This is a genomic window from Kitasatospora xanthocidica (genome assembly GCF_014656195.1).
Lineage (GTDB): Bacteria > Actinomycetota > Actinomycetes > Streptomycetales > Streptomycetaceae > Kitasatospora > Kitasatospora xanthocidica.
The window spans coordinates 174,531-200,305 of the sequence record NZ_BNBY01000014.1; the positions used below are offsets into that span (position 1 = coordinate 174,531).

Sequence of the window (25,775 nt, forward strand, 5' to 3'; positions counted from 1 at the left end):
AGGACCTTCGGTGAACTCTCTCATTCCGCTGCTGGTGGCGGCTCCACTGGCCGGCGCGGCCCTGCTGCTGCTCGGCGGCCGGGCGCTGGACCGGTTCGGCCACTGGCTGGCCACCGCCTTCGCGGCGCTCTCGTTCGGCTTCGGCCTGGCGCTCTTCTCGGACATGCTCGGCCGCGGCGCCGAGCACCGGGCGGTCACCCAGCACCTGTTCAGCTGGGTCCCGGTGAACGGCTTCCAGGCCGACATGACCTTCCGGCTCGACCAGCTGTCGATGACCTTCGTCCTGCTGATCTCCGGCGTCGGCACGCTGATCCACCTCTACTCGGTCGGCTACATGGCGCACGACGAGCGCCGCCGCCGCTTCTTCGCGTACCTGAACCTGTTCCTGGCCGCCATGCTGCTGCTGGTGGTCGCCGACAACTACCTGCTGCTGTACTTCGGTTGGGAGGGCGTGGGCCTGGCCTCGTACCTGCTGATCGGCTTCTGGCAGCACAAGCCGAGCGCGGCGACGGCGGCGAAGAAGGCCTTCCTCGTCAACCGGGTCGGCGACATGGGCCTGTCCATCGCGATCATGCTGATGTTCACCGAGTTCGGCTCCTTCGCCTTCGGCCCGGTCCTCGGTTCGGAAGGCGCGGTCGGCGCCGCCCACCAGGCGAGCGAGGGCAAGCTGACGGCGATCGGCCTGATGCTGCTGCTGGCGGCCTGCGGCAAGTCGGCGCAGGTGCCGCTGCAGTCCTGGCTCGGGGACGCCATGGAGGGCCCGACCCCGGTGTCGGCGCTGATCCACGCGGCCACCATGGTGACCGCCGGCGTCTACCTGATCACCCGCTCCTCGGCGATCTTCGACCTGGCCCCGGACGCGCAGACCGCCGTGGTGGTGGTCGGCGCGGTCACGCTGCTGTTCGGTGCGATCGTCGGTTGCGCCAAGGACGACATCAAGAAGGCGCTGGCCGGCTCGACCATGTCGCAGATCGGCTACATGGTGCTGGCGGCCGGGCTCGGCCCGATCGGCTACGCCTTCGCGATCATGCACCTGGTGACCCACGGCTTCTTCAAGGCCGGGCTGTTCCTCGGCGCCGGGTCGGTCATGCACGGCATGGACGACGAGGTGAACATGCGTCACTACGGCGGCCTGCGCAAGTACATGCCGGTCACCTTCGTCACCTTCGGCCTCGGCTACCTGGCGATCATCGGCTTCCCGGGCCTGTCCGGGTTCTTCTCCAAGGACAAGATCATCGAGGCGGCCTTCGCCAAGGGCGGCACCGAGGGCTGGATCCTCGGCCTCTGCGCCCTGGTCGGCGCCGCCGTCACCGCGTTCTACATGACCCGGGTGATGGTGCTGACCTTCTTCGGCGAGAAGCGCTGGCAGCCGGACGAGGACGGCAACGCCCCGCACCCGCACGAGTCGCCGAAGACCATGACGATCCCGATGGTCCTGCTGGCCTTCGGCTCGGTCTTCGCGGGCGGACTCTTCGCCTTCAACGACTCCTTCCTGAAGTGGCTGGAGCCGGTCACCGGGCACGAGGAGGGCAACTCCCCGCTCGCCCCGCTGACCGTCACCCTGCTGACCATGGCCTGCATGCTGGCCGGCGTCGCCCTCGCGTACCTGATGTACGGGCGCTCGCCGGTCCCGGTGGTGCCGCCGGTCGGCTCCCCGCTCACCCGGGCCGCCCGCCGCGACCTGCTGCAGGACGACTTCAACCACGCGGTGCTGGTGCGGCCGGGCTCGGCGCTCACCGCGACGCTGGTCTTCTTCGACAGCCGCGGCCTGGACGGCTTCGTCAACGGCCTGGCCGCCGCGATCGGGGGCCTGTCCGGACGGCTGCGGCGGGTCCAGAACGGCTTCGTCCGCTCGTACGCGCTCTCCATGTTCGGCGGCACGCTGGTGCTGGTCGCCACGACTCTCCTGATGAGGTCCGTCTGATGACAGTGACTCGCCCGCTCGCCTCCGGGCGCTCCGACCCGGCGCCGACGTTCCTCGCTCCCGCACTCCCTCCTTCGTCGGTCGCTCGTCGCTCGTCGCTCTCGGCACCGGCGCGCCCTTCGGCTCGGGGCGCGGTGACTCGCCCGCTCGGCGGGGATTCCACGTGGGGGGTGACCGTATGAGCGCCCTGTTGTCCGCCACCTGTGCCGTCCCGGCGGCCGGCGCGGTGCTGACCGCCGCGCTGCCGGCCGGGACGACCGGGGCCCGGCGCCGGACCACCAAGCTCGTCGCCCTCGGCGTCTCGGCCCTGACCCTGGTGCTGGCCGCCGTGGCGGCGATCCGCTTCGACCCGCACGGCGACCGCTACCAGCTGACCGAGTCGTACAGCTGGATCCGCTCCTTCGGCATCACCTTCTCGCTCGGCGTGGACGGCATCGGTGCCGTCCTCGCCCTGCTCACCGCCGTCCTGGTGCCGATGGTGATGCTCGCCTCCTGGCACGACGCCGACCCGGACCCGACCCCGGACGCGGCCCCGGTCGGGACCGACGGCCCGGTCGACCCCGGCACCATCGAGCGGCGCCGGCGGACCCAGGGCTTCTTCGCCCTGATCCTGGCGGTGGAGGCGATGGTGGTCGTCTCCTTCTACGCCACCGACGTCTTCGTGTTCTACGTGTTCTTCGAAGCCATGCTGATCCCGATGTACTTCCTGATCGGCGGCTTCGGCGACCGGGCCGGCGGCCCCGAGTCGGCGCGCCAGCGCTCCTACGCGGCCGTGAAGTTCCTCCTCTACAACCTGCTCGGCGGCCTGGTGATGCTGGCCGCCGTGATCGGCCTGTACGTGATCGCGCAGGAGCAGGGGTTCGGCACCTTCGACCTGCGGACGCTCACCTCGGCGATCGCCGACGGGAGGCTGCAGCTGTCCGGCACCGCCGAGAAGGCCCTGTTCCTGGGCTTCTTCTTCGCCTTCGCGGTGAAGGCCCCGCTGTGGCCGCTGCACACCTGGCTGCCGAACGCGATGGGCGAGGCCACCGCCGGCACCGCGGTGCTGATCACCGCCGTGGTGGACAAGGTCGGCACCTTCGCGATGCTGCGGTTCTGCCTCGGGCTGTTCCCGCACGCCTCGAAGACCTTCGCCCCGGCGATCCTGGTCCTCTCGCTGATCGGGATCGTCTACGGCGCGCTGCTGGCGGTCGGCCAGAAGGACATCAAGCGGCTGGTCGCCTACGCCTCGATCTCGCACTTCGGCTTCATCATCATGGGCATCTTCGCCCTGACCAGCCAGGGCCAGAGCGGCGCGACCCTCTACATGGTCAACCACGGCCTCTCCACCGCCGCGTGGATGCTGGTGGCCGGCTTCCTGATCTCCCGTCGCGGCTCGCGGCTGATCGCCGACTACGGTGGTGTGCAGAAGGTCGCCCCGGTGCTCGCCGGGACCTTCCTGATCGGCAGCCTGGCCACCCTGTCACTGCCCGGCCTGGCCCCGTTCGTCAGCGAGTTCCTGGTGCTGGTGGGCACCTTCGCTCGCTATCCGGTGATCGGGATCGTCGCCACCTTCGGCATCGTGCTGGCCGCGCTGTACGCCCTGCTGCTGTACCAGCGCACCATGACCGGCCCGGTGAAGGAGGGCGTGCGCGCGATGCCCGACCTCAAGGCCCGCGAGCTCGCCGTGGTCGCCCCGCTGGTGGCGCTGACCGTCCTGCTCGGCGTCTACCCCAAGCCGCTCACCGACCTGGTCAACCCCTCGGTGAACGCGACGCTCTCGCAGGTCCACGAGACCGACCCGGCGCCGGCCCACCCGGTCGCCGCCACCCCAGGAGGTGAGCAGAAGTGAACGCCACCGCAGTGCTCGCCGCCGCCGGCGGCAACACCCCCAGCATCCCGGCGCCGCACATCGAGTACGGCCGGCTCTCGCCGATGCTCGTGGTGTTCGGCGTCGCCGTGGCCGGGATCCTGGTGGAGGCCTTCGTGCCCCGCCGGTACCGGCACTGGACGCAGGTGACGCTCGCCCTGGCCGGGCTGATCGGCGCCTTCGTCGCCGTGGTGGTGCTGGCCGTGCAGAGCCACGGCTTCACCCGGATCGACCTGCTGGCCATGGAGTCGGTGGCGCTGGACGGCCCGGCGCTGTTCCTGCAGGGCGTGATCCTGCTGGCCTCGGTGGTCGCGGTGCTCACCTACGCCGAGCGGAAGCTGGAGCCCAAGGCCGGCGGCCTGCCCGCCGACGCCTTCGCCGCCCAGGCCGCCGCGACCCCCGGCGGAGAGCAGGAGCGGGCCGCGGTCCGGGCCGGCTTCGCCACCACCGAGGTCTTCCCGCTCACCATGTTCGCGGTCGGCGGCATGCTGCTGTTCCCCGCCGCCAACGACCTGCTGACCATGTTCGTGGCGCTGGAGGTCTTCTCCCTGCCGCTGTACCTGCTGTGCGCCCTGGCGCGCCGCCGCCGGCTGCTCTCCCAGGAGGCGGCGGTCAAGTACTTCCTGCTCGGCGCCTTCGCGTCGGCGTTCTTCCTGTTCGGCACCGCGCTGCTGTACGGCTACGCGGGCAGCGTGAAGCTCGGCGACATCGGGGACGTCATCTCCGGCAAGGCGATGACCACCCCCGCGCAGCTGGCCAGTACCCGGAGCGACGTGCTGGTGCTCACCGGCCTGGCGATGCTGGCGGTCGGCCTGCTGTTCAAGGTCGCCGCGGTGCCCTTCCACTCCTGGACCCCGGACGTCTACCAGGGCGCGCCGACCCCGGTGACCGGCTTCATGGCGGCGGCCACCAAGGTCGCGGCCTTCGGGGCCTTCCTGCGGCTGTTCTACGTGGCCTTCCCCGGCCTGCGGCTGGACTGGCGGCCGGTGATGTGGGGGGTGGCGATCCTCACCATGGTGGTGGGCGCGGTCCTCGCGGTGACCCAGCAGGACGTGAAGCGGCTGCTGGCGTACTCCTCGGTCGCGCACGCCGGGTTCATCCTGACCGGGGTGATCGCCGTCAACAAGCAGGGGATCTCCTCGGTGTTGTTCTACCTGCTGGCGTACTCCTTCGTGACGCTCGGCGCGTTCGCCGTGGTCACACTGGTGCGCGACTCCAAGGGCGAGGCGACCCACCTGTCCAGCTGGGCCGGGCTCGGCCGGCGTTCGCCGCTGGTGGCGGCGGTGTTCGCGCTGTTCCTGCTGGCCTTCGCCGGGATTCCGCTGACCTCCGGCTTCACCGGAAAGTTCGCGGTCTTCCAGGCCGCGGCGAGCGGCGGCGCCACCCCGCTGGTGATCGTCGGTGTGCTGAGCTCGGCGGTGGCCGCCTTCTTCTACATCCGGGTCATCGTGCTGATGTTCTTCTCGGACCCGCAGCCGGGCGGCCCCACGGTGGCGATCCCGAGCGCCTTCACGGCGACCGCGATCGGGGTGGGGGTGCTGGTCACGCTGGGTCTCGGCCTGCTGCCGCAGTACTTCCTCGACCTGGCGTCGAAGGCCTCGCTGTTCGTGCGCTGACCCCGCGTCCCCACCGTTCCCCACCGTTCCCCACCGTTCCCGACCAGGGCCCCGTCCGGGCCGCGCCCCGTCCGCGCGGCCCGGACGGGTCTTTGTCGGTGACCGGGGCCGGAACGCGCCGGCGGGTCTCCCGCCTTTATCTTCCAGCCGGATTCGCGCCCACCGCGGTACGGCCCGGACAGCCGCCCTGACCAGGGCCTCCGGCCCGATCATGACAGGATCCGCACGCCCGTGCAGTGATCCACTCGCGACCGGATACCCTGCCTGTATGGCCAGCGGCGGCACTCAGGGACCAGGCCGCTAGATCGACCAGGGACAGAGGAGTGGTCTTCGTGACCGTCGTGGAACCCTTCGGGCTCAGCGTGCAGGACCGCGACCTGACCCGGGACGTCCAGGCCGGACTGGACGCGGTGGAGGCGGCGCTCGGCGAGGCCGTCAAGAGCGACGTCCCCTTCATCACCGTCACCGCCAGTCACCTCCTCGAGGCCGGCGGCAAGCGCTTCCGTCCGCTGCTCCTGCTGCTGGCCGCGCAGTTCGGCGACCCGGGTGCGCCCGGCGTGGTGCCGGCCGCGGTGGTCGTCGAGCTGACCCACCTGGCCACGCTGTACCACGACGACGTCATGGACGAGGCCCCGGTGCGCCGCGGTGCCCCGAGCGCCAACTCCCGCTGGGACAACTCGGTCGCCATCCTCACCGGCGACTTCCTGTTCTCCCGCGCCTCCCAGGTGCTGGCCGACCTCGGCCCGGAGGCCGTGCGGATGCAGGCCGAGGCCTTCGAGCGGCTGGTCACCGGCCAGATCCTGGAGACCAAGGGCCCGGGCCCGGAGATGGACCCGCTGCTGCACTACCTGGACGTGCTGGAGGGGAAGACCGGCTCGCTGATCGCCGTCTCCTGCCGGATAGGAGCGCTGATGGCCGGCGCCGAGCCCGAGCTGGTGGACACCCTCGGCGAGTTCGGCGAGCGGATCGGCATCGCCTTCCAGCTGGCCGACGACGTGCTCGACATCGCCAGCGACGGCCACGAGTCCGGCAAGACCCCCGGCACCGACCTGCGCGAGGGCGTGCTGACCCTGCCCACCCTGCTGCTGCAGCAGATGCCCGCCGACCCGGCGGACCCGGACGACGTTCGGCTGCGCGAACTGCTCGCCCAGGACCTCGCGGACGACGAGCTGCACGCCGAGGCGCTGCGCCTGCTGCGGGCCCACCCCGCGCTGGAGCGCGCCCGCGCGGAGACCCTGCGCCGGGCCGAGGAGGCCCGGGCGCTGCTCGCCCCGCTGCCGGAGTGCCCGGCGAAGTCGGCCCTGGTGGGGCTCTGCGACGCGGTGGCCATCCGCACCATGTGACCGGTGCCGGGCCCGGTCGACCCGGGCCCGGTCGGTCCGTGCCGCGCCCGTCGTCCATGCCGCGTCCGAACCCGCCTCCGCGCCCGTCCTCCCGCCCGCGCTCCCCGGCCGAACTCCCGGGCGCCGTCGGAGAAACCGGCGGACGGGGCGGGACCGGCCCCCGCGATGGGGGAGACTGACTCACGTCAGCTCCACCCGAGCCGGGAAGGTCGCCATGCGTCGCGTCGTCATCGCCGAGGACTCCGTACTGCTGCGGGAGGGGCTGACCAGGCTGCTCACCGATCGCGGCCTGGAGGTCGTCGCCGGCGTCGGGGACGGTGAGGCCCTGGTGAAGACCATCCACGACCTGGCCGCCGCCGACGCGCTGCCCGACGTCGTGGTCTCCGACGTGCGGATGCCCCCCTCGCACACCGACGAGGGCCTGCGCGCCTGCGTCGAGCTGCGCGGCCGCTACCCGCAGCTGAACGTGCTGGTGCTGTCACAGTTCGTGGAGGAACGTTACGCCTCGGAGCTGTTGGCCGGATCCACCCGGGGCGTCGGCTACCTGCTGAAGGACCGGGTCGCCGAGGTGCGCGAGTTCGCCGACGCCGTGGTGCGGGTCGCCGAGGGCGGCACCGCGCTGGACCCGGAGGTGGTGCAGCAGCTGCTCAGCCGCAGCCGCAAGGGCGATGTTCTGACCAATCTCACGCCGCGCGAGCGTGAAGTGCTCGCACTGATGGCCGAGGGCCGCACCAACGCCGCCGTGGCCAAGCAGCTGGTGGTCTCCGACGGTGCGGTGGAGAAGCACGTCAGCAACATCTTCCTCAAGTTGGGCCTGGCCCAGAGCCCGGAGGACCACCGCCGGGTGCTGGCCGTGCTGACGTACCTCAGGTCATAAGGTCCCGGCGGGCGCCTGGCGGACGCCCCGGCCGCCGCCGGGGGAGCCGGAACAGCTGTCGGAACGACTGCCGGAACGGCCGCCGGATTCGGAATGATCTCCGGCGGTCGGACGTTCTTCCCCATGTGCGGTACGGGCGCGGGCCGGTGATTTCCCGCCGCACGCGGGAGTTCCGTCCGGTCTCGACTCCACCCGCATAGGATGCGTGAGGTGCACCAGGCGGACGGGGCACGGGGCCGCGCCCGCGGGTGGTGTGCCCTAGGAGGTCCGCGGCAGTGACCAGTCAGGTCGATCAGTCAGAGGCAGTGGACGGCTCGGACGGCGACGAGGCCCGTGCCGGGAGCGGTGACGGGCGCCCCGGCCCGGCCGTGCCCGCCGGACCGCCCGCCCCGGGCGGGCCGGCACCCGGGGGCACCAAGCCGATCCGCAGACTCGACCGGGTCATCATCCGTTTCGCCGGCGACTCCGGTGACGGAATGCAGCTCACCGGTGACCGGTTCACCTCGGAGACGGCGTCCTTCGGCAACGACCTCTCCACGCTGCCGAACTTCCCGGCCGAGATCCGCGCCCCCGCCGGCACCCTGCCGGGCGTCTCGTCCTTCCAGTTGCACTTCGCCGACCACGACATCCTGACCCCGGGCGACGCCCCGAACGTGCTGGTCGCGATGAACCCGGCCGCGCTGAAGGCGAACCTGCCGGACCTGCCGCGCGGCGCGGAGATCATCGTCAACACCGACGAGTTCACCAAGCGCGCGCTGGCGAAGGTCGGTTACCCGGCGGACCCGCTCACCGACGGCTCGCTGGACGGCTTCCACCTGCACAAGGTGCCGCTGACCACGCTGACCCTGGAGGCGCTCAAGGACAGCGGCCTGGCGCGCAAGGACGCCGAGCGGGCGAAGAACATGTTCGCCCTGGGCCTGCTGTCCTGGATGTACCACCGGCCCACGCACGGCACCGAGTCCTTCCTGCGCGCCAAGTTCGCGAAGAAGCCGCAGATCGCCGAGGCCAACGTGCTCGCCTTCCGGGCGGGCTGGAACTTCGGCGAGACCACCGAGACCTTCGCGGTCTCCTACGAGGTGCCGCCGGCCAAGCTCCCGGCCGGGCGCTACCGCAACATCTCCGGCAACCTCGCCCTGTCCTACGGGCTGATCGCCGCCGGGCAGCGCTCCGGACTGCCGCTGTACCTGGGCTCGTACCCGATCACCCCGGCCTCGGACATCCTGCACGAGCTGAGCAGGCACAAGAACTTCGGGGTGCGCACCTTCCAGGCGGAGGACGAGATCGCCGGCATCGGTGCCGCGCTCGGAGCCGCCTTCGGCGGGGCGCTCGGGGTGACCACCACCTCCGGGCCCGGCGTGGCGCTCAAGAGCGAGACGATCGGCCTGGCGGTCTCGCTCGAACTGCCGCTGCTGGTCGTGGACATCCAGCGCGGCGGCCCCTCCACCGGCCTGCCGACCAAGACCGAGCAGGCGGACCTGCTGCAGGCGATGTTCGGCCGCAACGGCGAGGCGCCGGTGCCGATCGTCGCCCCGGCCACGCCCGCGGAGTGCTTCGACGCGGCGCTGGAGGCGGCCCGGATCGCCGTCACCTACCGGACCCCGGTCTTCCTGCTCTCCGACGGCTACCTGGCCAACGGCTCGGAGCCCTGGCGGATCCCCGAGGTCGACGAACTGCCCGAGATCGACCCGCAGTTCGCGACCGGCCCGAACCGCGAGGACGGCGCCTTCTGGCCGTACCTGCGCGATCCCCGGACACTGGCGCGGCCCTGGGCGCTGCCCGGCACGCCCGGCCTGGAGCACCGGATCGGCGGCATCGAGAAGCAGGACGGCACCGGGAACATCTCCTACGATCCGGCCAACCACGACTTCATGGTCCGCACCCGGCAGGCCAAGATCGACGGCATCACCGTGAAGCCGGTCGAGGTGGACGATCCGACCGGCGACGCCCGGGTGCTGGTCCTCGGCTGGGGCTCGACCTACGGGCCGATCACCGCCGCGGTGCGCCGGGTGCGCGCGGACGGCGGCGAGGTCGCCCAGGCGCACCTGCGCAACCTCAACCCCTTCCCGGCCAACCTGGGTGCCGTGCTGCGGAGTTACGAGAAGGTCATCGTGCCCGAGATGAACCTCGGGCAGCTCGCCCTGCTGCTGCGGGCGAAGTACCTGGTGGACGCCGAGTCCTACAACCAGGTGCGCGGACTGCCGTTCAAGGCGGCCCAGTTGGCGGACGTGCTGTGGGCCGCGATCGGCACCCTGGACGAGGAGGACCACCGATGAGTGATCACCGCTTCCCTTCGCTGCGGCTGGTGCCCAAGGACGAAGCCCCGCAGAGCGCACGGGACTTCAAGACCGACCAGGAGGTCCGCTGGTGCCCCGGCTGCGGGGACTACGCCATCCTGGCGGCGGTGCAGTCCTTCATGCCCGAGCTCGGCATCAAGCGCGAGAACACGGTGTTCGTCTCGGGCATCGGCTGCTCCTCCCGCTTCCCGTACTACATGAACACCTACGGGGTGCACTCGATCCACGGGCGGGCGCCGGCGATCGCGACCGGCCTGGCCACCGCGCGGCAGGATCTGAGCGTCTGGGTGGTGACGGGTGACGGCGACGCGCTGTCGATCGGTGGCAACCACCTGATCCACGCCCTGCGGCGGAACGTCAATCTGAAGATCCTGCTGTTCAACAACCGGATCTACGGCCTCACCAAGGGCCAGTACTCGCCCACCAGCGAGCTCGGCAAGATCACCAAGTCCACCCCGATGGGCTCGCTGGACGCGCCCTTCAACCCGCTGTCGCTGGCGATCGGCGCCGAGGCCACCTTCGTCGCGCGCACCATCGACTCCGACCGCCAGCACCTGCAGTCGGTGCTGCGGGCGGCGGCCGAGCACGAGGGCACGGCCCTGGTGGAGATCTACCAGAACTGCAACATCTTCAACGACGGCGCCTTCGAGGTGCTCAAGGACGCCGGCACCCGGGAGGAGGCGCTGATCCGACTGGAGCACGGGCGAGCCATCCGCTTCGGGGCGGAGGGCGCCAACGGCGTCTTCCGGGGGGCGGACGGCGAGCTGTTCACCGCGCCGGTCACGGCGGCCAACGAGGCCGAGGTGCTGGTCCACGACGCGCACGCGGCCGGCCCGGCCACCGCCTTCGCGCTCTCCCGGATCGCCGACGCGGACACCCTGCACCACACGCCGATCGGCGTGCTGCGCAGCGTCGAACGGCCCGTCTACGACGAACTGATGGCGAGCCAGCTGGCCACCGCCGCCGCCCACCGCGGCCCGGGCGACCTGGCCGGGCTGCTGGCGGGCAACGACACCTGGACGGTGGACTGACCGCTCCGCCCGCGCACACGGCAGGCGCCCCTCGTCCCGGCCGGGACGAGGGGCGCCTGCCGTTGCGGCCACTGACTACTGACTACTGGCTACTGCTGCTCGGCCCACTCGACCAGTTCGATCACGACCCCGTTCGGGTCGGCGACCTGGAACAGCTTCTCGCCCCACGGCTCCTCGCGCAGCGGCAGGGTGATCGTGACCCCCTCCTCGCGCAGCCGGCGCTCCTCGGCGGCGATGTCCTGGACGACGAACGCCAGGATCACGCCGTCCGCGGTCCGGTGGCGCTGCTCCTCCGGCAGGACCTCCAGGCCGCGCCGCAGGTAGACGACGTTGACGCCGCCGCCGGGGTGCTTGAGCGAGACGAAGCCGTCGGCCGACATCTCCTCCGCGTAGCCGAAGTGCTGTTGAAGGAAGGCGGCGGAGGGGCTGACGTCCTCGACGGTCAGGGAGACGGCGGTGGTGGTGATCTGCAAAGCGAGAACCCTCTCGTCGGCATCCGGGTGTCCCGGGGCATCCGCACGATTACCCCGTACGCAGTACACTATACATAGTACGGAGAATCGCGCCAGGGAAATGCGCCGCCCGGGGAATGCGCGAAGGGAGGCTCCCGGCGCGGGAGCCTCCCTCAGGCGGTCGGAGCGGGGCGGGTCAGTAGACGCAGGGGATGCCGCCGTCGGACTGGGCGTCGACGCCGGGGCCCTGCATCGGCAGGTTGGCGACCGGGTCGGACGGGGCGCCGCCCGGAGCGGCGGGCTTGTCGGCGTCGACCCCGGTGAAGCCGGTGCCGAGGGTCACGACCACGCGGTCCGCGCCGACGGAGGCGGACTCGGTGGCGGTCACGCCGTAGCGGGCGGCGATCTGCTCGGCGGCGTCCTTGGCGCCCTTGCCGTAGACGACGGTGGTGGTCTTCGGCCGGCTGCTCGCGGAGCCGGTCCGGCCCTCCTTGAACCCCATCGCGACCAGGGCCTTGGACTCGGCGGTGGAGGAGACCCCGGCGGCCGAGGAGGCGTTGAGGACGTCCACCGTGACGGCCTTGGCGGCGGTCGGGGTGGGGGTGGGCGTCGGGGTCGGGGCGGGTTCGGCGGACGGGGCGCCCGCCGGGGCCGGTGCGGGGGCGGCGTCGGCGTAGCCGAACAGCTGCTTGACCACCTTCTGGACCTTCGCCGGGGTCACCAGGTTGACGTCCTGGCCGTTCTTGGTGCCGAAGCCGTCGAAGGTCAGCGTGTTGAACTCGACGTTGCCGCCGGTCAGCGCCGGGGCCTGCTGGGCGAAGTCGAGGATGTTCCACTCGTTGTCGATGACGAGGTCCTTCTGGATGACGCCCATCAGCTCCTGCATCTTGCCGAGGTCGCCGACGATCCCCTTCTGCTTCAGGTTGTGCACGACCGCGGAGATGAAGGCCTGCTGCCGGTGGGTGCGGGCGAAGTCGCCGGAGTTGCCGTCGGGGCCGTCGAGGTTGTGGCGCTGGCGGACGAAGGAGAGCGCCTGGGAGGCGTTGAGGGTGTTGATGCCCTTCTTGAAGTCGGCGCCGGAGCCCTGGCCCTCCATGGCCGGGTCCTTGGTGTCGTGGGTGAGGCAGACCTGGATCGGCTCGACCGCCTTGGCGATGTCGTAGAAGCCCATCAGGTTGACCTCGGCGATGTGGTCGATCGGCTGGTCGAGGAACTTCTGGACGGTGCGGATGGTGGCCGCCCGGCCTATGTCGCGGCCCGCCTTCTCCAGATCGGCGCCCTTGAGGCCCTTGGCCCGCAGGCCCGGATCGGCCTTGTCCTTGGCCGCGCCGTAGGCCTCCTTGATCTTGGCCATGCCCAGCTGGGAGCCGTCGGCGTTGTAGGTCATGACGTAGTCGTCGCGGGGTATGGAGACGGCCTGCACCTTGCCGCCGTTCGCCGGGATGTGCAGCAGGATCAGCGAGTTGGTGTTGTAGCCGCCGATGTCGGAGCTGTGGCCGGCGTGCAGCTCGTCCTGGACGAACTGCGGGGGCAGGTCCGAACCGTCCATGTTCTTGCGGCTGTCCAGGCCGATCAGCAGCAGGTTGACCGAGTTGTCGAGGTGCTTGGGGGCGTCCTTCTTCGTCTCGGCGATGACGTTGGACGTGGTCATCCCGTCGGTGAGCTGCTTGTACTCGTACCAGACCACCCCGCTGGCGGCGAACACCGCCAGCCCGACGGTGCAGGCCGTCACCCGGCCCGCGATCAGCAGCGGGGAGGCGCGGCGAGGCTCCGCGCCCCGGCGGGCGGCCGCCCGGCCGCCCTGCCCGGTGGCGGCGGGTGCGCCCTGCCCGTCGTGCTCGGCGTTGTCAGCCACGCTGCCTCCTCCGGTGCCGGACCAGCCGGACCACGATCACCAGGAGCGCCGCCGCGGCGGCCTCCGCCATCACGGGAAAGCCGTGCACCACCCACTTCGCGCCGCCGGTGGCCAGGGCCTTGCCCTGGTAGCGGTCGCGGTGGGCCGCCAGCTCGACGGCGGCGGTCGCGCCCAGGACGACCAGCGGCGAGGTGGCGAGCACCCACCACCAGCCGTTGCGGCTGCTGAGCGCCGCCGCCAGGCCCGTCCCGAGCACCGCGCAGACGGCGAAGGCCAGGCCCATGCCGGGGCCGGAGACCTCGTCGACCGCGGCGCCGGCCAGCGGCAGCCCGAGGGCCAGGGCCACGGGTGCCGCGGCTCCGCCGGGAAGGGGGCGCGCCGGGCCCGCGGCGGGCCCGCCCGCCGCCGCCCGCCGTCGTGAACCCTGTTCGGACGGCCGTCCTCGCTGTCCTGCCACGCGCACTCACCCCCGGTGTTCCCGTGATCCGTGTTCTGTGTCCCGTGCGCCGCGGCGGCGCCCGGGCCCGCGCCGACCGTCGTTCGGAATCCCGTTCGTGGGCGCTGCCAGTTCTGGACGTCCGGGCCGGTCGGTCGGTTCCCTCGCCCCTCCGGACCGGCCGTGATGCGGGGAGAGGGGCTTCCGCTTTTCCTCTACACGGGTGTAGAGATTCTATGCGGCGCGGAGTGCGCCCGCGAAGCGCGGATGTGTGGGTGTGCGGGGTGTGCGGTGACGGGCTCGGATCCGGACGGCGGCACGGATACACTGCACCGAGTAGTTTCATTGACGGGGTGAAGCAGTGGAGGAGTGGACCGTGGCGACGACGGGCGGAGCGGGACGGCCGGAGAAGCGCAAGGCGATCACCCTGGCCGCGATGGTGGTGTTCGGCCGCGAGGGCTACGTACGGGCCAGCATGGACGCGATCGCGGCCGAGGCCGGGGTCTCCAAGCGCACGGTCTACAACCACTTCGGCGACAAGGAGGCGCTCTTCCTGTCGGTGGCGCTGCAGAACTCGGCCGAACTGACCGAGAAGATCCGGGACCTGATGGCGAAGTACCTCGACCGGGTGGTGGACCTGCGCCAGGACCTGGTCGACTTCGCGGTCGAGCGGGCCCGCGCGGTGCTGTCCGCCGGGGAGCACGGGGCGCTCGGCCGGGCGATCCGCGCCGAGGTGGCCAACATCCCGGCCGACGTCCTGGGGGCCTGGCTGGAAGCCGGGCCGATCGCCTCGCTGCGCGACCTCGCCGCACACTTCGAGGCCCTCACCGAGCGCGGGCTGCTCGCGGTCGAGGACGCCGCACTGGCCGCCGAGCAGTACACCCTGCTGACCTTCCACCCGGTCGCGGACCGCTCCTTCTGGGGCGCCCTCCCGGTGGCGGACGAGGAGGTCGAGCGGATCGCGGCGGTCGGCGTCGACGCCTTCCTGCGGATCCACGGCGCTCCGGCGCCGGCGGAAGGCTGACGCCAGAGGGCTGACGGCGGATGGCTGACGCCGGACGGGGGGCGGCAGTGCGCCGCCCCCCGTCCGGTGCCGTGATGGCTCACTTCCAGTTGAGGCCCTTGCCGAGGGTGTACGGGTCGCCCCAGTACTCGGCGCCCGCGACCTTGGAGGCCTCCGGGGACATCGCCACCGCGCAGGAGGTGGACGACTGGCCGTTGGTGAAGCCCTTGGGCAGCGAGTCGCTCTTGCACTTGGGGAAGGCGCCGATGATCATCAGCTCCTGCGCCTCGGTGCCGTCCGCCAGCAGGCCCTTCATGTGGTCGACGCTGGTGAAGGACAGGTCGGTGCTGCCGGCGTTGGTGACCTTGTAGTGGATGTAGTACGGCACCAGGCCCTTGGCCTTGTCGCCCAGCTTGAGCGAGGCGAGGTCCGCCGGGTCGCCCTTCTCGATCGAGGTGACCGCGAGTGCGATGGTGCCCTTGGTGCTGCCCGAGCTGAACGGGATGGTCACGGCGTCGCCGATCTTGACCGTGGTCCCGCCCGCCGGGGCGGAGCCGGCCGGAGCGGGCGCCGCGGCCGAGCCGGACGCCGCGCCGCCCGCCGGGGCGGAGGTCGGGGCGGCCGGGGTGATGGCACCGCCGGTGGGCGACGCGGCGGCGCTGGTGGCGGGCGCGGACGCCGCGGGCGGCGGGGTCGTCGCGGTGTCGGACGACGACGCGTCGTCGTTGCAGGCGGTCATGGTGAGCGTGCCGACCGAGGCCAGTGCGGCCAGGGCCAGGGCATGGCGATTGCTGCGGATGAGCTTCACGAGATGTCCCCCGTTTTCGCGGGCCACCGATCGACGGCCCTCCCGAGAGAACTTCATAGCGCAGCCCGGAGGTCCGGTGCCATGGCTTCGGCGTCCTCTTGACCGGTCCGTGACGACTCCCTCGCGGCACCGTGACAAGGGATATCGAGTCGTGATCGGGGAAGAGGGCGGGGCGGGAGCGGGGGCTGAGCCTCCGTTTGATCGCCGCCGTGCGATTCTGTCCGCCATGGTTGCGCAGATGATCGATCAGGCCCGTCGGCTGGTGGCCGACCGCTTCCCGGACGCGCTCGCCGTGCTGCTGGCCGGCTCCGCGGCGACCGGGACCGCCACCGCCACCAGCGACCTCGACCTCGCGGTCCTGGTCGCGGACGGCGGCGAGACCCACCGGGAGACCGTCCGCTTCGAAGGCCGTACGGTCGAGCTCTTCGTCCACACCGGGACCGGCCTCGCCGAGCTGTTCGCCGTCGACGCGGCCTCCCGCCGGGCCGTCCTCCAGCACATGTACGCCACCGGCCTCCTGCTGACCGACCCCGACGGCCACGGCGCCCGCGCCCGCGAGCGCGCCGGGGCCGACCTGCGCCAGGGCCCGCCCGCACTGGCCCCGGAGACCGTGGAGACCAAGCGCTACGGCCTGACCGACCTGCTGGACGACCTCGCCGACGCCGGGGACGACACGGAACGCCTGGCGATCGCCGCCGAGGTGCTCACCGCCGCCGCCGACCTGCTCTTCGACCACCACCGGGCCTGGACCGGCGTCGGCAAGTGGCTGCCCCGCCGCCTCCGCGAGGCCGACCCGGTCCTCGGCCCGGCCCTGGTCGACGGCCACCTGCGGCTGAGCCGGGACGGCGACCCGCGTCCGCTGGCCCGGGCGGCCCGTCAGGTCCTGGACCTGGCCGGCGGCCCGCTCTCGGAGGGCTACCGCCGCACCTGGCACGGCGCCATCGAGCGCACCGTCTAGGACCGTGCAGGACCGGCTACGAGGCGCTGAGCACCAGCTCGTTGTAGGTCGCGACGGTCGTGAAGCCGAGCCGCTCGTAGAGCCGGATCGCCGGGGCGTTGTCGGTGCGGACGTTGAGGCCCAGGTGGTCGGTGGTGGCGGCCAGCCGCCGGCACAGGGCGGTCACGCAGGCCCGGGCCAGGCCGCGGCCGCGGGCGTCGGGGTGGGTGGTCACGTTGCCGAGGACGGCGACCCGCTGGACGGGGGAGTGGACGTGCACCCCGGCGACGGCCAGCAGCCGGCCGTTCGCGCGGACGCCGGTGTAGCCGCCGTTCGCGAGCATCCGCGGGTCGAACCAGGCCTCCGGGTAGGACTCGTCCAGCAGGGCCCGTACGGCGGCGAGGTCGTCCGAGGTCAACGGCTCGGCCCGGTAACCGGGTTCGGCCCCGTCCGCGGGTTCGGCGGGGAGCCGCTCGGTGAGCAGCATCCGCAGCAGTGGCGTCCGGCGCTCGACCGCGTAGTCGGGGGCGAGGGCCCGCTCGGCGCCGTCCGGCAGGCCGGCCGTGAAGCGGCGCGGCAGGAACGGCCGCAGGTCGCCCAGCAGCGCCTCCAGTGGCGGGACGTCGGCGGGCCGGGCGAAGGCGAGCAGGACCGGGGTGTCGCCGCCGCTGAAGAGCAGGGCGACCGGGCCGCCCTCGGCGGAGGCGGTGTACCAGGCGGTGTTGGCCCAGGTCGGGTCGGACAGGTCGCCGAGTTCGAAGAGGTGCAGCGCCGGATCGGTGCGGAACCGGGCGGCGAGCTCGGCGCGGTCGTGGAGGCTGATGAGGGGCACGCGGTCGAGGATAGGCCCGGCCCGTCCGGCCGCGTCCGGGTGCGCCGACGGCCCGGTCCGTCCGTCGGCGCCGACGGACGGACCGGGCCCGGCCGGTGGGTCAGAACCGCCAGCGCTGGGCGGGGTCGTTGCGGTCGCAGGACGTCATCGAGGTGTACTGGCCCGTCCCGTTGCTCTTGAGGCACTGCCCGTTGACCGCGCTGCGGACCAGGTACCAGCCCCGGTCCTCGTCGGTCAGCCGCCACTTCTGGTTGTCCGGCATCCCGTACTCGAACGGGCGGTTGAGCCCCTCCCAGCCGCCCGGGGCGTCCATCAGCCGGACGGCGCCCGAGCCGGTGTCGAGGTCGATGGTCTTGCCGGCGCCGCCGTGCGAGATGGCGCTGGTGCCGTCGCAGTAGCCCCAGATCATCCAACGCTGGGCGTCGGACCAGTCGTTGGCCGAGTAGACGCCGATCCGCTGGCCGTTGGCCTCGTTGTTGCCCGGCAGGTCGAGCACGCCGGTGGCGCCGTTGTAGACCTTCTCGGGGCTGGACAGGGCGGGCGCCAGCTCGCAGCCGGCGGCCTGCGCGGCCGGAGCGCCGGCGACGACCGCCCCCGCGACGGCCGCGACGGCGCCGAGCGAGGCGAGGACTCTGCGGGTACGGGTGATGCTCTTCACGGGTGTGCTCCTTCTGGTGTGGTGGAAGGCTTTCCGGTGCGTGGAAGGTCGGGTGTGGTGGACGGCTCCGGCGTCAGCCGCGCGGGACCCGGAGGGCGGCCCACTGCCGGGGGCCGGGGATGCCGTCGGCGTCGTCGCCGGAGTCGCCGAGCTTGTGCTGCCAGTTGCGGAAGGACTCGCGGTCGGCGTCGGACCACTCGGGCCCGGGGCCTTCGGCGTAGGCGGAGCAGCCCTCGGCGACGAGGCGCTCGCCCATCCGGGTGATGACCTCGCTGTTCTGGCCGTCGTGGAAGAAGTCGGCGCCGGGGAACGGCTCGTCGCCGTCGCCGCCGGATTCGGCCGCCGGGGCGGTGCCACCGGCCGGGGTGCCGCCGCTCTGGGCGCCGCCGCTCGGGCTGTCCTCCGCGGAGGCTTCCTGGCCGAAGTAGATCGCCCCGGGCCGGTCCTTCCACTCCGGGTCGGCGAGGACGACGCCGCCGGCGAAGTCCGGGACGCCGTAGCCGTGGACCCAGTCCGAGCGGCGGTCCCGGGTCTTCATGTAGACGCCGTCGCCCTCGGCGCTGCCGCCGTCGTTGGTGTTGCCCTCGACGGTGGTGATGGTGGAGCTGGTGTAGGCGATGCAGATGCCGGTGTGGCTGCCGCCGCCGGGGCCGAAGAAGACCTGGCCGCCGATGACCGGGTACTCGGTGAAGCGGCCGCGCTCCGTGAACCAGGCGACGCCCTCCGCGCAGGAGGCGGTGACCGGGAAGAGCCCGGCGTTGCCGGACTGCTCGGCGCACCAGGCGACGAAGGTGGCGCACCAGGCCTCGCCCTGGGACCACTCCAGGCCGGCGACGGCGGGGGAGAACTTCTGGATGTTGTTCCAGTGCCCGCCGCTGCGACCCTCGTGGTAGCCGACCTCGTCTCGGGCGACGCGGATCAGGTCCGCCGCGTTCGAGGACATGGGTGTGGACTCCTTGTTGCTGGAAGGTTGCTGGAAGGGGGTTCGGTCGGGGGGAGGGGCTCAGGCCTGGCCGAAGGTCTGCACGTAGCGGCCCCAGTTGCCGCGCTGGCGGGGCGCGTAGCCGATGCCGATGCAGTTGTAGGCGGGGCTGAGGATGTTGTCCCGGTGGTGCGGGCTGTTCATCCACATCTGCATCGCCTCCGGCACGCTGTTGCCCGGGGTGACGTTCTCGGCGGAGGCGCGGGAGGAGAAGCCGGCGTCGCGGATGCGGTCCCAGGGGGAGCTGCCGTCGGTGCCGTCGTGCTGGGTGAGGTCGTGCGAGGCCATGTCGTTGGCGTGCCGCTGGGCGGCGGCGCTGAGGCGGTCGTCCAGGCGCAGTGCCGGGGCGCCGACGCGGCCGCGCTCGGCGTTGACGGCGTTCAGCATCTCGTTGCGGTAGTCACCGCCGCCACCGCCGCCACCGGGCTGGGGCTGCGGCTGCGGCTGGGGCCGCTGCTGCTGGCCGCCGCCGCTGATGCCGCCGGCGGGGACGAGCTGCCAGCGCTGGGCCGGGTTGCCGCCGTCCTCCTTGCCCAGGGTGAGCGGGGCGCCGGGGGCGGACGCGGTGAGGAAGAGCGTGCCCTCGTCGCCGCGGGTGGTGCGGATGCGGATCCAGTCGTTGTCGACGGGCTCGAAGCACCAGTGCTGGTTGGGCTGGTTGTGCTCGTTGTACAGCCAGGCCTGGCCGGTGGAGTAGTTGTAGTCCATGACCATGGCCTGGCCGGGGGCGTGCCGGCCGACGGTCAGCTGGGTCTCCAGGAGGAAGCTGCCGTTCTCCTTGGCCCAGAAGGTCCAGCCCTGCGCGGTGGTGCCGTTGGAGCCCCAGGACTGGACGGCGGTGCCGGCGGCGGTCTGGCTGGAGCGGACGTCGGCGACCGTTCCGTTGGCGGACTTGAGCGTCCAGGTCTGGCCGTGCTGCGGGAGCGTGGGCATTGTCGCGCCTCTCGTCTGTGGTGTCGCCCCGGGCCGCTGTTCGCGGCGGCCCGGGGCCTGACGAGAGAGACGTTCCAGGAGTGCGGCAGACGGCCGGTCAACGCGCGTAGCCGAATGGCGCGTTGATGCCGTGTCTACCGGCCCAGCAGCCCCCTGACCTGCTCCGCTTCCTCCTCCAGCCCGAGCCGCTGGTAGATCTCCAGGGAGTCCGTCAGACAGGCCCGGGCCTGGCGTGGGCGGCCGAGGCCGTCGAGCGCGGTGCCGAGGGTGCGCAGCAGGGCGGCCTCCAGGGCGGCGCTGGTGCGGCGGGCGAGCGGGAGGACGGCTTCGGCGGCGTCGACGGCGAGCAGCCAGCGGCCGGCCTCGGCGTGGATGCGGGCGGCGAGGTCGCCGGACGCGGCGGCGAACACGGTCACCTGGAGGGCGGCGAACTCCTCCCGGGCCCCGACGGCGTGGTCGAGCGCCGCCTCCGGGTCGCCGCACAGCCGCAGCACCCGGGCCAGGTAGTAGCGGCCGGTCGCGGCGGAGACCGGGCCGGAGCCGCGCATCAGGCGGGCGCCGCGCTCGGCGGCGTCCCGCGCCTCGTCGAGCCGGCCGGTCTGGGCGGCGCTGAAGGCGAACTCGCCGAGCGCGCTGCCCTCGGAGCGTTCGGCGCCGAGGCGGTGGAACAGCTGGGCGGCGCGGCCGGCGTGGTCGGCGGCCTCGGCGTAGCGACCGTGGATGCGGGCGTTGCCGCCGAGGGTGAGCAGGGATTTGGCGAGCACGCGCTCGGTGGCCGGGGAGGTGCAGAGCTCGACGGCGCGGCGGATCGCCTCCTGCGACTCGGCGTAGCGGTTGACGTGCCAGAGCATGCTGCCGCGCACGTACGCGGCGAGGGCGAGCGGGCCGTGGTCGCCGCGCGCTTCGGCTTCCCGGCCGACCCGCTCGGCGAGGTCGGCGATGACGGTGGTCCGGGCGCGATCGGGGAGCACCGCGCCCATCCGGTCGGTGAGTTCGGCGGCGCGGTCGAGCGGCAGGTTCGGGTCGGCGCAGCTGAGGGCGATGGCGGCGGCGTGCACCTCGGCCTGCTCGCGCATCCAGCGCACCGCCTCGGCGCCGTCCGCGATCGCCCGGCCGGGGGAGTTCACCGGCGCGCCGAGCAGGCTGAGCTCGACCGGGTCGGCCTTGCGGGCGGCGAGGTCGGCGTTGCGGGCGGTGGCGAGGCAGAAGTCGACGAGCCGGTCGGCGGCGGCGGTGCGGTCGGCGGCGTCGTCCTCGGCGGCGAGCCGGCCGCGGGCGTAGGCGCGGACGAGGTCGTGGAAGCCGTAGCTGCCGAAGCGGGGGGAGTGCAGCAGATTGAGGTCGACGAGGGTTTCGAGCAGTTCGTCGGTCTCGGCCTCGGTGCGGTCGAGCAGGACGGCGGCACAGGGCAGCGGGATGTCGGGGGCGTCGGGGAGGGCGAGCAGCCGGAAGGCGCGGGCGAGTTCGGCGTCGAGACGGTGGTAGGAGAGCGCGAAGCTGGCTTCCACGGTCCGTTCGCCGTCGCTGAGTTCGGCCAGCCGGTGCTCCCGGCGCAGCCCTTCGGCGAGGACGGCCAGGGTGAGCGCGGGGTCGGCGGCGAGCCGGGAGGCGACGATGCGGACGGCGAGCGGAAGCAGCCCGCAGGCCCGGACGATCTCCTCGGCGGCCTCGGGTTCGGCTGCGACGCGTCCGGCGCCGACGATGCGGGTGAGCAGTTCCAGTGCCTGGTCGGGCGGCAGCGTGTCCAGGCGGAGCTGGTGGGCCCCGGCGAGGCCGGCCAGCCGGTGGCGGCTGGTGATGAGGACGGCGCAGCCGGCCGAGCCCGGCAGCAGCGGGTCGACGTGGCCGGGTGTGGCGGCGTTGTCGAGGACGACCAGGACGCGTCGGCCGGCCAGCGCCGAGCGGTAGAGCGCGCTGCGCTCGCCGGTGTCCGGGGGGATCTCGGCGGGGGCGACACCGAGGGCGCGCAGGAAGCCGGCGAGGACGGTGCCGGGGTCGGGCGGGGTGTGGTCGGCGCCGCGCAGGTCGGCGAAGAGCTGCCCGTCGGGGAAGCGGTCGCGGACCATGCGGGCCACGTGCACGGCGAGGGTGGTCTTGCCGACTCCGCCCATGCCGTCCAGGGCGGAGACCACGACGGCCCGCCCGCCGGCGTCGGCGAGGCGGTCGGTGAGGGCCTCGACCTCCTCGGCGCGTCCGGTGAAGTCGGGCAGGTCGGAGGGGAGCTGGTCGGGTGCCTGCCAGGTGTCGGCGGCGGGCTCGGCCGGGGCGGCGGAGACCGCGGCGGGCAGCAGGGAGGCGTCCTCGCGCAGGATGCGCAGCTGTACGGCGGCCGGGCCGTCGGCGTCCCCCGGCCGCGTCGTCCGGGGGGCCTCGGGCAGCGCCGCCCGGGCGTCCTCGTACACGGCGAGCGCCTCGGCCTTGCGGCCGGACTGGTAGAGGGCACGCATCAGGACGGCGGTGAGCCGGGGCCGGCCGGGGTGTTCCAGGGCGAGGGCGGCGGCCTCGGCGGTCAGGTCGGTGCGGTCGCCGAGGTCGGCGTCCAGCTCCAGCTGGGTCTCCTTGGCCTGGATCCGCTGCTCGGTGAGCCGGGCCCGGACGGCCTCGGCGTGCGGCCCGGGCAGCCCGGCGAGCGGCTCGCCGACCCACAGCCGCTGGGCGCGGTGCAGGACCTCCCGCACCTCCCGCGGTGGCGCCTGCTGCTCGTGGAGCCGTCCGGTCTCGGCCAGTAGCGCCTCCCAGTCGGCGGTGTCGACCTCGGCCCGGGGCGCCTTGAGCGCGTAACCGTCGCCGATCCGGACCAGCGGCATCCGCTCCGGATCGTCCCCGCTGTACGGGCGGAACGCGGTGCGCAGCCGGGAGACGGCGAGCTGGACGGCCTTGCGCGGGTCGGCCGGCGCGGCCCCGCCCCACACCCCCTCGACCAGCACCGGAACCGCCACCGCGCGCCCGGCGGCCTCCAGCAGGACGGCGAGCACGGCCCGCTGCTGCGGCCTGCCCAACTCCAGCTCCTGCTCCCCGTACCAGGCCCGCAGCGGCCCCAGCAGCCCGAACCGCAGCCCGGCGCCCCCCATGTCACCCATGTGATCCGTCCCGAAAGTCGTCTCGCGCCGGGATTCCGCCACTTCCGTCCGGACAGCGGCGCCCCCTGTCCCGGCGGCCTATGCTCTGTCACAGATTGTGCACCGGATTCCGAGCTTCGAGGGGTGGGCCGTGCGGCTCGAGTTCCGCGTGCTGGGGCCGTTGTGCGCCCGGTGCGACGGCCGTGAGGTCGAGCTCGGCCGTCCGCAGCAGCGGGCGGTGCTGGCCGCGCTGCTGCTCGCCCCGGGGCAGCTGGTGCCGACGGACCGGCTGGTCGAGGGCCTGTGGGGGGAGGACGACACCCGCTGGCCGAAGGACCCGGCAGGGCAGATCGGCACCCATGTGCACCGGCTGCGCCGTGCCCTCGGCGAGCCCGGGCTGCTGGTCGCCGCGGCCGGTGGCTACCGGCTGGCGGTGCCCCGCGAGGCGGTGGACCTGTTCCGCTACGAGGGCACGGTGACGGAGGCCGTCGCGCTGCGTCACCGGGATCCGGCCCGGGCGAGGGAGGCCCTGGCGGCCGCGCTCGGGGCGTGGCAGGGCGTCCGAGCGCTGGACGGCGTGCCCGGGCCGTTCGCCGAGCGGACCCGGGAGCGGCTGGCGGCCGGGCGGCTCGCCGTGGAGAAGACGCTGCTGGACCTGGACCTGGCGCTCGGCCGACACGCCGACGCGGTGGAGCCGCTGGCCTGGCTGGCCGCCGCGCACCCGCAGGACGAGGAGGTGCACCGGCTGCACCTGCTGGCGCTGCACCGCTGCGGGCGTACGGCGGAGGCGCTGGCGGCGTACGAGGCGCTGCGGGAGCGGCTGGACGGGGAACTGGGGCTCGAACCGGCGCCGGCGGTGGCCGAGCTGGCCGAGCGGATCCGGCGTGGGGAGACGCCGGTGCTGTTGCTGCGGCGGCTGCCGAGGCCCGGCCAGCTGCCGCCGGACATCCCCGACCTGGTGGGGCGGGCCGGGCTGGCGCGGCGGGCGGAGCAGGCGCTGCGGGCGGCCGGGGGCCTGTCGGTGGCCGGGGGCTTGTCGGTGGTCGGGGATGCGCCGGTGTCGTCGGTGGTCGAGGGTTCGCCGGTGGTCGGGCTGTCGGGTCCGGCGGGCTGCGGTGCGTCGGCGCTGGCGGTGCACGTCGGGCATGCCGTCCAGGACGCCTTCCCGGACGGGCAGCTGTACGCGAGCGGTGGCGAGGCGGACGCGGTGCTGGCGGGGTTCCTGCGAGCCCTGGGGGAGCGTCCCGCGGGTTCCGCCCCGATCGGCGAGCTGACCGCGCAGTACCGGGCGGCGCTGGCCGGGCGGCGGGTGCTGGTGGTGCTCGACGGGGTGGCCGACCCCACCCCGCTGCTGCCCGCCGTACCCGGCTGCGCGGCGGTGGTCACGGGCGCGGCCCCGGAGACGTTGCCCGCCGAGGCGGTCCGGCTGACGGTCGGACCGCTGGAACCGAACGACGCCCACGAGCTGCTGGCGCGGATCGTGGGCGTCGAGCGGATCAGCCGGGAGCCGGCCGCGGTGGCCGAGCTGGCCGGCCTCTGCGGCCACCTGCCCGTTCTGCTGCGGACGGCGGCGACGCGGCTCGCGGCCCGGCCCCGGTGGTCGGTGGCTGACCTGGTGAGGTGGCTCGCCGAGCGGGGGTGAGGGCCGGGGCGCGGGCGGCGGTCAGTACAGGTCGGAGCTGTTCAGCGTGTTCCAGTTGGAGCTGCCGCCGCTCTCGAAGCCGTCCGTGATGTTGACGGCGACGCCGCCATAGCCCCAGACCACCAGGGAGGCGTGCTGGAACTTGTTGCTCTTGAACGTGTTGCTGGCCCAGCAGACGCGGTCGCCCGCGCCGTAGACGACGAAGTTGCCGTCACCCTGCATGATCGCCTTCTGGCCGCAGCCCCAGGTTCGCGGCGCGATCCACTTCGCGTATGACGGTGCGCCCACGGGGGTCCGGTAGACGACGAGGTTGCCGTCGGTCTGGAGGATCAGCCGGGTGTAGCCGGTTTCGATGTACTGGCCCTGGTAGAGCACCCCGGGCTCGCTCATGCTGGCCCTGGGGAGGTCCTCCGGTGCGTCGGCATGCGCGGTCCCCGCCGACACCATCGTCCCGGCCAGTGCCAGCAGGCCGGCCGTGGTCCCGAGTGCCGTGCGCCGCAGAGTCTTCGTCGCCTTCATGTCCCCGTGCTGCCTCTCTCGTACGTCGGCACCCGCCATCGCGTCGGGCGCCTTCTGGTCCTGATCATGGACGACGGCGGTAGACGTTCGATGAACGTTCCGTTGAGGCGGGAGCGGTTTGGCTCGCGGGCGAAGTGGGAGTACTGTTCTCTAGTCGCTCGGCAGGGAGCACCGGACACGCGTCAGCGCGGACGGTCCCGGGGCGGCCAATCCTCTGAAACACCACTTCCCAAGTTCGGGCTGGGTTGCGTTCGCGTTTTCGCGTCGTGGCTCCGTGTGTATTTGGCATGTTCGTTTTATTGGATTGCGGTCGATTCGCCTTTCGGGGCAGGGATCGGCTAGAGTTTGAAACGTCGGACGGGGCGTCAAGCCGCAGAAGACACCGGCGAGTTGGATGAAGGAAGCCCCGGAAACGGCGCGGAAAACATCTGATAAGCTGGAAACACGAAAGAACGAAGCCCGGAGGGCCTGCTGGAAGGCAGTCCGAAGGAAGCGTCCGTTCCTTGAGAACTCAACAGCGTGCCAAAAGTCAACGCCAGATATGTTGACATCCCCGGCCTCAGAATTTTCTGGGGTTGGAGATTCCTTTTGAAGTAAAACACTAGCGAGGACGCAGTGCGCGGGATCACCCTATTCCGGTGGTTGCCGTGCCGCTCAACGCGGGTGTGAACCGGATTACCGGTAAACATTCACGGAGAGTTTGATCCTGGCTCAGGACGAACGCT

The 25,775-nt window shown here is 72.7% G+C and carries 20 protein-coding genes; 10 read left to right on the top strand and 10 right to left on the bottom strand.

Translation table 11 applies throughout. The features are described from left to right. Positions 1-10: 10 nt before the first annotated feature. The 7 genes from nuoL (at position 11) to IE332_RS24290 (ending at position 10,934) form a co-directional block, all read left to right on the top strand. Positions 11-1,924, top strand: coding sequence for an NADH-quinone oxidoreductase subunit L (nuoL, locus tag IE332_RS24260; RefSeq protein WP_189920071.1), 1,914 nt, complete (start codon positions 11-13; stop codon positions 1,922-1,924). A gap of 178 nt (positions 1,925-2,102) precedes the next feature. Further along, positions 2,103-3,755: an NADH-quinone oxidoreductase subunit M gene (locus IE332_RS24265; RefSeq protein ID WP_189920073.1), complete on the top strand. Its 1,653-nt coding sequence runs from the start codon at positions 2,103-2,105 to the stop codon at positions 3,753-3,755. Next, a complete protein-coding gene (gene nuoN / locus IE332_RS24270; protein ID WP_189920075.1) occupies positions 3,752-5,389 on the top strand; it encodes an NADH-quinone oxidoreductase subunit NuoN in 1,638 nt (545 codons plus the stop codon). The genes IE332_RS24265 and nuoN overlap by 4 nt, the downstream gene beginning before the upstream one ends. Positions 5,390-5,721: 332 nt before the next feature. Continuing rightward, a complete protein-coding gene (locus tag IE332_RS24275) occupies positions 5,722-6,732 on the top strand; it encodes a polyprenyl synthetase family protein (RefSeq protein WP_189920077.1) in 1,011 nt (336 codons plus the stop codon). 214 nt (positions 6,733-6,946) lie between these two features. Further along, positions 6,947-7,609 (top strand): response regulator transcription factor, encoded by a 663-nt coding sequence (locus IE332_RS24280; RefSeq protein ID WP_189920079.1) that lies wholly within the window; start codon positions 6,947-6,949, stop codon positions 7,607-7,609. A gap of 305 nt (positions 7,610-7,914) precedes the next feature. Further along, a complete protein-coding gene (locus tag IE332_RS24285; protein ID WP_373313818.1) occupies positions 7,915-9,882 on the top strand; it encodes a 2-oxoacid:acceptor oxidoreductase subunit alpha in 1,968 nt (655 codons plus the stop codon). Continuing rightward, positions 9,879-10,934, top strand: a complete 1,056-nt coding sequence (locus IE332_RS24290) for a 2-oxoacid:ferredoxin oxidoreductase subunit beta (protein ID WP_189920083.1) — start codon at positions 9,879-9,881, stop codon at positions 10,932-10,934. The genes IE332_RS24285 and IE332_RS24290 overlap by 4 nt, the downstream gene beginning before the upstream one ends. Before the next feature lie 89 nt (positions 10,935-11,023). Here the strand turns inward: IE332_RS24290 and IE332_RS24295 are convergent, their stop codons facing one another. The 3 genes from IE332_RS24295 to IE332_RS24305 form a co-directional block, all read right to left on the bottom strand. After that, complete coding sequence (locus tag IE332_RS24295) at positions 11,024-11,407, bottom strand: VOC family protein (RefSeq protein ID WP_189920086.1); 384 nt, start codon at positions 11,405-11,407, stop codon at positions 11,024-11,026. A 175-nt stretch (positions 11,408-11,582) separates the two neighbouring features. Beyond that, complete coding sequence (locus IE332_RS41950; protein ID WP_189920089.1) at positions 11,583-13,241, bottom strand: LCP family protein; 1,659 nt, start codon at positions 13,239-13,241, stop codon at positions 11,583-11,585. Continuing rightward, the gene (locus IE332_RS24305; protein ID WP_189920091.1) at positions 13,234-13,587 is read right to left on the bottom strand and encodes a DUF6542 domain-containing protein; all 354 of its coding nucleotides are present in this window, start codon (positions 13,585-13,587) and stop codon (positions 13,234-13,236) included. Before IE332_RS24305 ends, IE332_RS41950 begins: the two co-directional genes overlap by 8 nt. A gap of 466 nt (positions 13,588-14,053) precedes the next feature. Here IE332_RS24305 and IE332_RS24310 point away from each other — a divergent pair, with 466 nt between their 5' ends. Further along, positions 14,054-14,701 carry a TetR/AcrR family transcriptional regulator gene (locus IE332_RS24310; protein ID WP_229928867.1) on the top strand — a complete coding sequence of 216 codons (648 nt, stop codon included), beginning with the start codon at positions 14,054-14,056 and terminating at the stop codon, positions 14,699-14,701. A 79-nt stretch (positions 14,702-14,780) separates the two neighbouring features. Here the strand turns inward: IE332_RS24310 and IE332_RS24315 are convergent, their stop codons facing one another. Beyond that, positions 14,781-15,488 carry a hypothetical protein gene (locus IE332_RS24315; protein WP_189920093.1) on the bottom strand — a complete coding sequence of 236 codons (708 nt, stop codon included), beginning with the start codon at positions 15,486-15,488 and terminating at the stop codon, positions 14,781-14,783. Between the two features lie 238 nt (positions 15,489-15,726). On the opposite strand from IE332_RS24315, the gene IE332_RS24320 reads away from it, so the two are divergent. Further along, entirely contained in the window at positions 15,727-16,446 is a 720-nt protein-coding gene (locus tag IE332_RS24320) for a nucleotidyltransferase domain-containing protein (RefSeq protein WP_229928868.1), read from the top strand. Between the two features lie 16 nt (positions 16,447-16,462). Here IE332_RS24320 and IE332_RS24325 read toward each other — a convergent pair whose 3' ends face one another. The 5 genes from IE332_RS24325 to IE332_RS24345 form a co-directional block, all read right to left on the bottom strand. Continuing rightward, positions 16,463-17,257, bottom strand: coding sequence for a GNAT family N-acetyltransferase (locus IE332_RS24325; protein WP_189920098.1), 795 nt, complete (start codon positions 17,255-17,257; stop codon positions 16,463-16,465). 100 nt (positions 17,258-17,357) lie between these two features. Next, complete coding sequence (locus IE332_RS24330) at positions 17,358-17,915, bottom strand: RICIN domain-containing protein (RefSeq protein WP_189920100.1); 558 nt, start codon at positions 17,913-17,915, stop codon at positions 17,358-17,360. 73 nt (positions 17,916-17,988) lie between these two features. Beyond that, positions 17,989-18,858: a peptidoglycan-binding protein gene (locus tag IE332_RS24335; RefSeq protein ID WP_189920102.1), complete on the bottom strand. Its 870-nt coding sequence runs from the start codon at positions 18,856-18,858 to the stop codon at positions 17,989-17,991. 60 nt (positions 18,859-18,918) lie between these two features. Further along, on the bottom strand, positions 18,919-19,830 hold the full coding sequence (locus IE332_RS24340; protein WP_189920104.1) for a CAP domain-containing protein: 912 nt from the start codon (positions 19,828-19,830) through the stop codon (positions 18,919-18,921). A gap of 134 nt (positions 19,831-19,964) precedes the next feature. After that, on the bottom strand, positions 19,965-22,910 hold the full coding sequence (locus IE332_RS24345) for an AfsR/SARP family transcriptional regulator (protein WP_189920106.1): 2,946 nt from the start codon (positions 22,908-22,910) through the stop codon (positions 19,965-19,967). Between the two features lie 130 nt (positions 22,911-23,040). Between IE332_RS24345 and IE332_RS24350 the strand changes: the two genes are divergently transcribed. After that, positions 23,041-24,531: an AfsR/SARP family transcriptional regulator gene (locus IE332_RS24350; protein ID WP_189920108.1), complete on the top strand. Its 1,491-nt coding sequence runs from the start codon at positions 23,041-23,043 to the stop codon at positions 24,529-24,531. A gap of 21 nt (positions 24,532-24,552) precedes the next feature. On the opposite strand, the gene IE332_RS24355 is transcribed toward IE332_RS24350, so the two are convergent. Next, positions 24,553-25,050 (bottom strand): hypothetical protein, encoded by a 498-nt coding sequence (locus IE332_RS24355; RefSeq protein WP_189920110.1) that lies wholly within the window; start codon positions 25,048-25,050, stop codon positions 24,553-24,555. Positions 25,051-25,775: the final 725 nt, after the last annotated feature.

What these genes read in the sequence shown, in the direction of transcription:
- IE332_RS24265 (WP_189920073.1), top strand. Translation starts at nt 2,103, where the DNA reads ATGAGCGCCCTGTTGTCCGCCACCTGTGCCGTCCCGGCGGCCGGCGCG.
- IE332_RS24280 (WP_189920079.1), top strand. Translation starts at nt 6,947, where the DNA reads ATGCGTCGCGTCGTCATCGCCGAGGACTCCGTACTGCTGCGGGAGGGG.
- IE332_RS24290 (WP_189920083.1), top strand. Translation starts at nt 9,879, where the DNA reads ATGAGTGATCACCGCTTCCCTTCGCTGCGGCTGGTGCCCAAGGACGAA.
- IE332_RS24320 (WP_229928868.1), top strand. Translation starts at nt 15,727, where the DNA reads ATGATCGATCAGGCCCGTCGGCTGGTGGCCGACCGCTTCCCGGACGCG.
- IE332_RS24335 (WP_189920102.1), bottom strand. Translation starts at nt 18,858, where the DNA reads ATGTCCTCGAACGCGGCGGACCTGATCCGCGTCGCCCGAGACGAGGTC.
- IE332_RS24340 (WP_189920104.1), bottom strand. Translation starts at nt 19,830, where the DNA reads ATGCCCACGCTCCCGCAGCACGGCCAGACCTGGACGCTCAAGTCCGCC.
- IE332_RS24345 (WP_189920106.1), bottom strand. Translation starts at nt 22,910, where the DNA reads ATGGGTGACATGGGGGGCGCCGGGCTGCGGTTCGGGCTGCTGGGGCCG.
- IE332_RS24355 (WP_189920110.1), bottom strand. Translation starts at nt 25,050, where the DNA reads ATGAAGGCGACGAAGACTCTGCGGCGCACGGCACTCGGGACCACGGCC.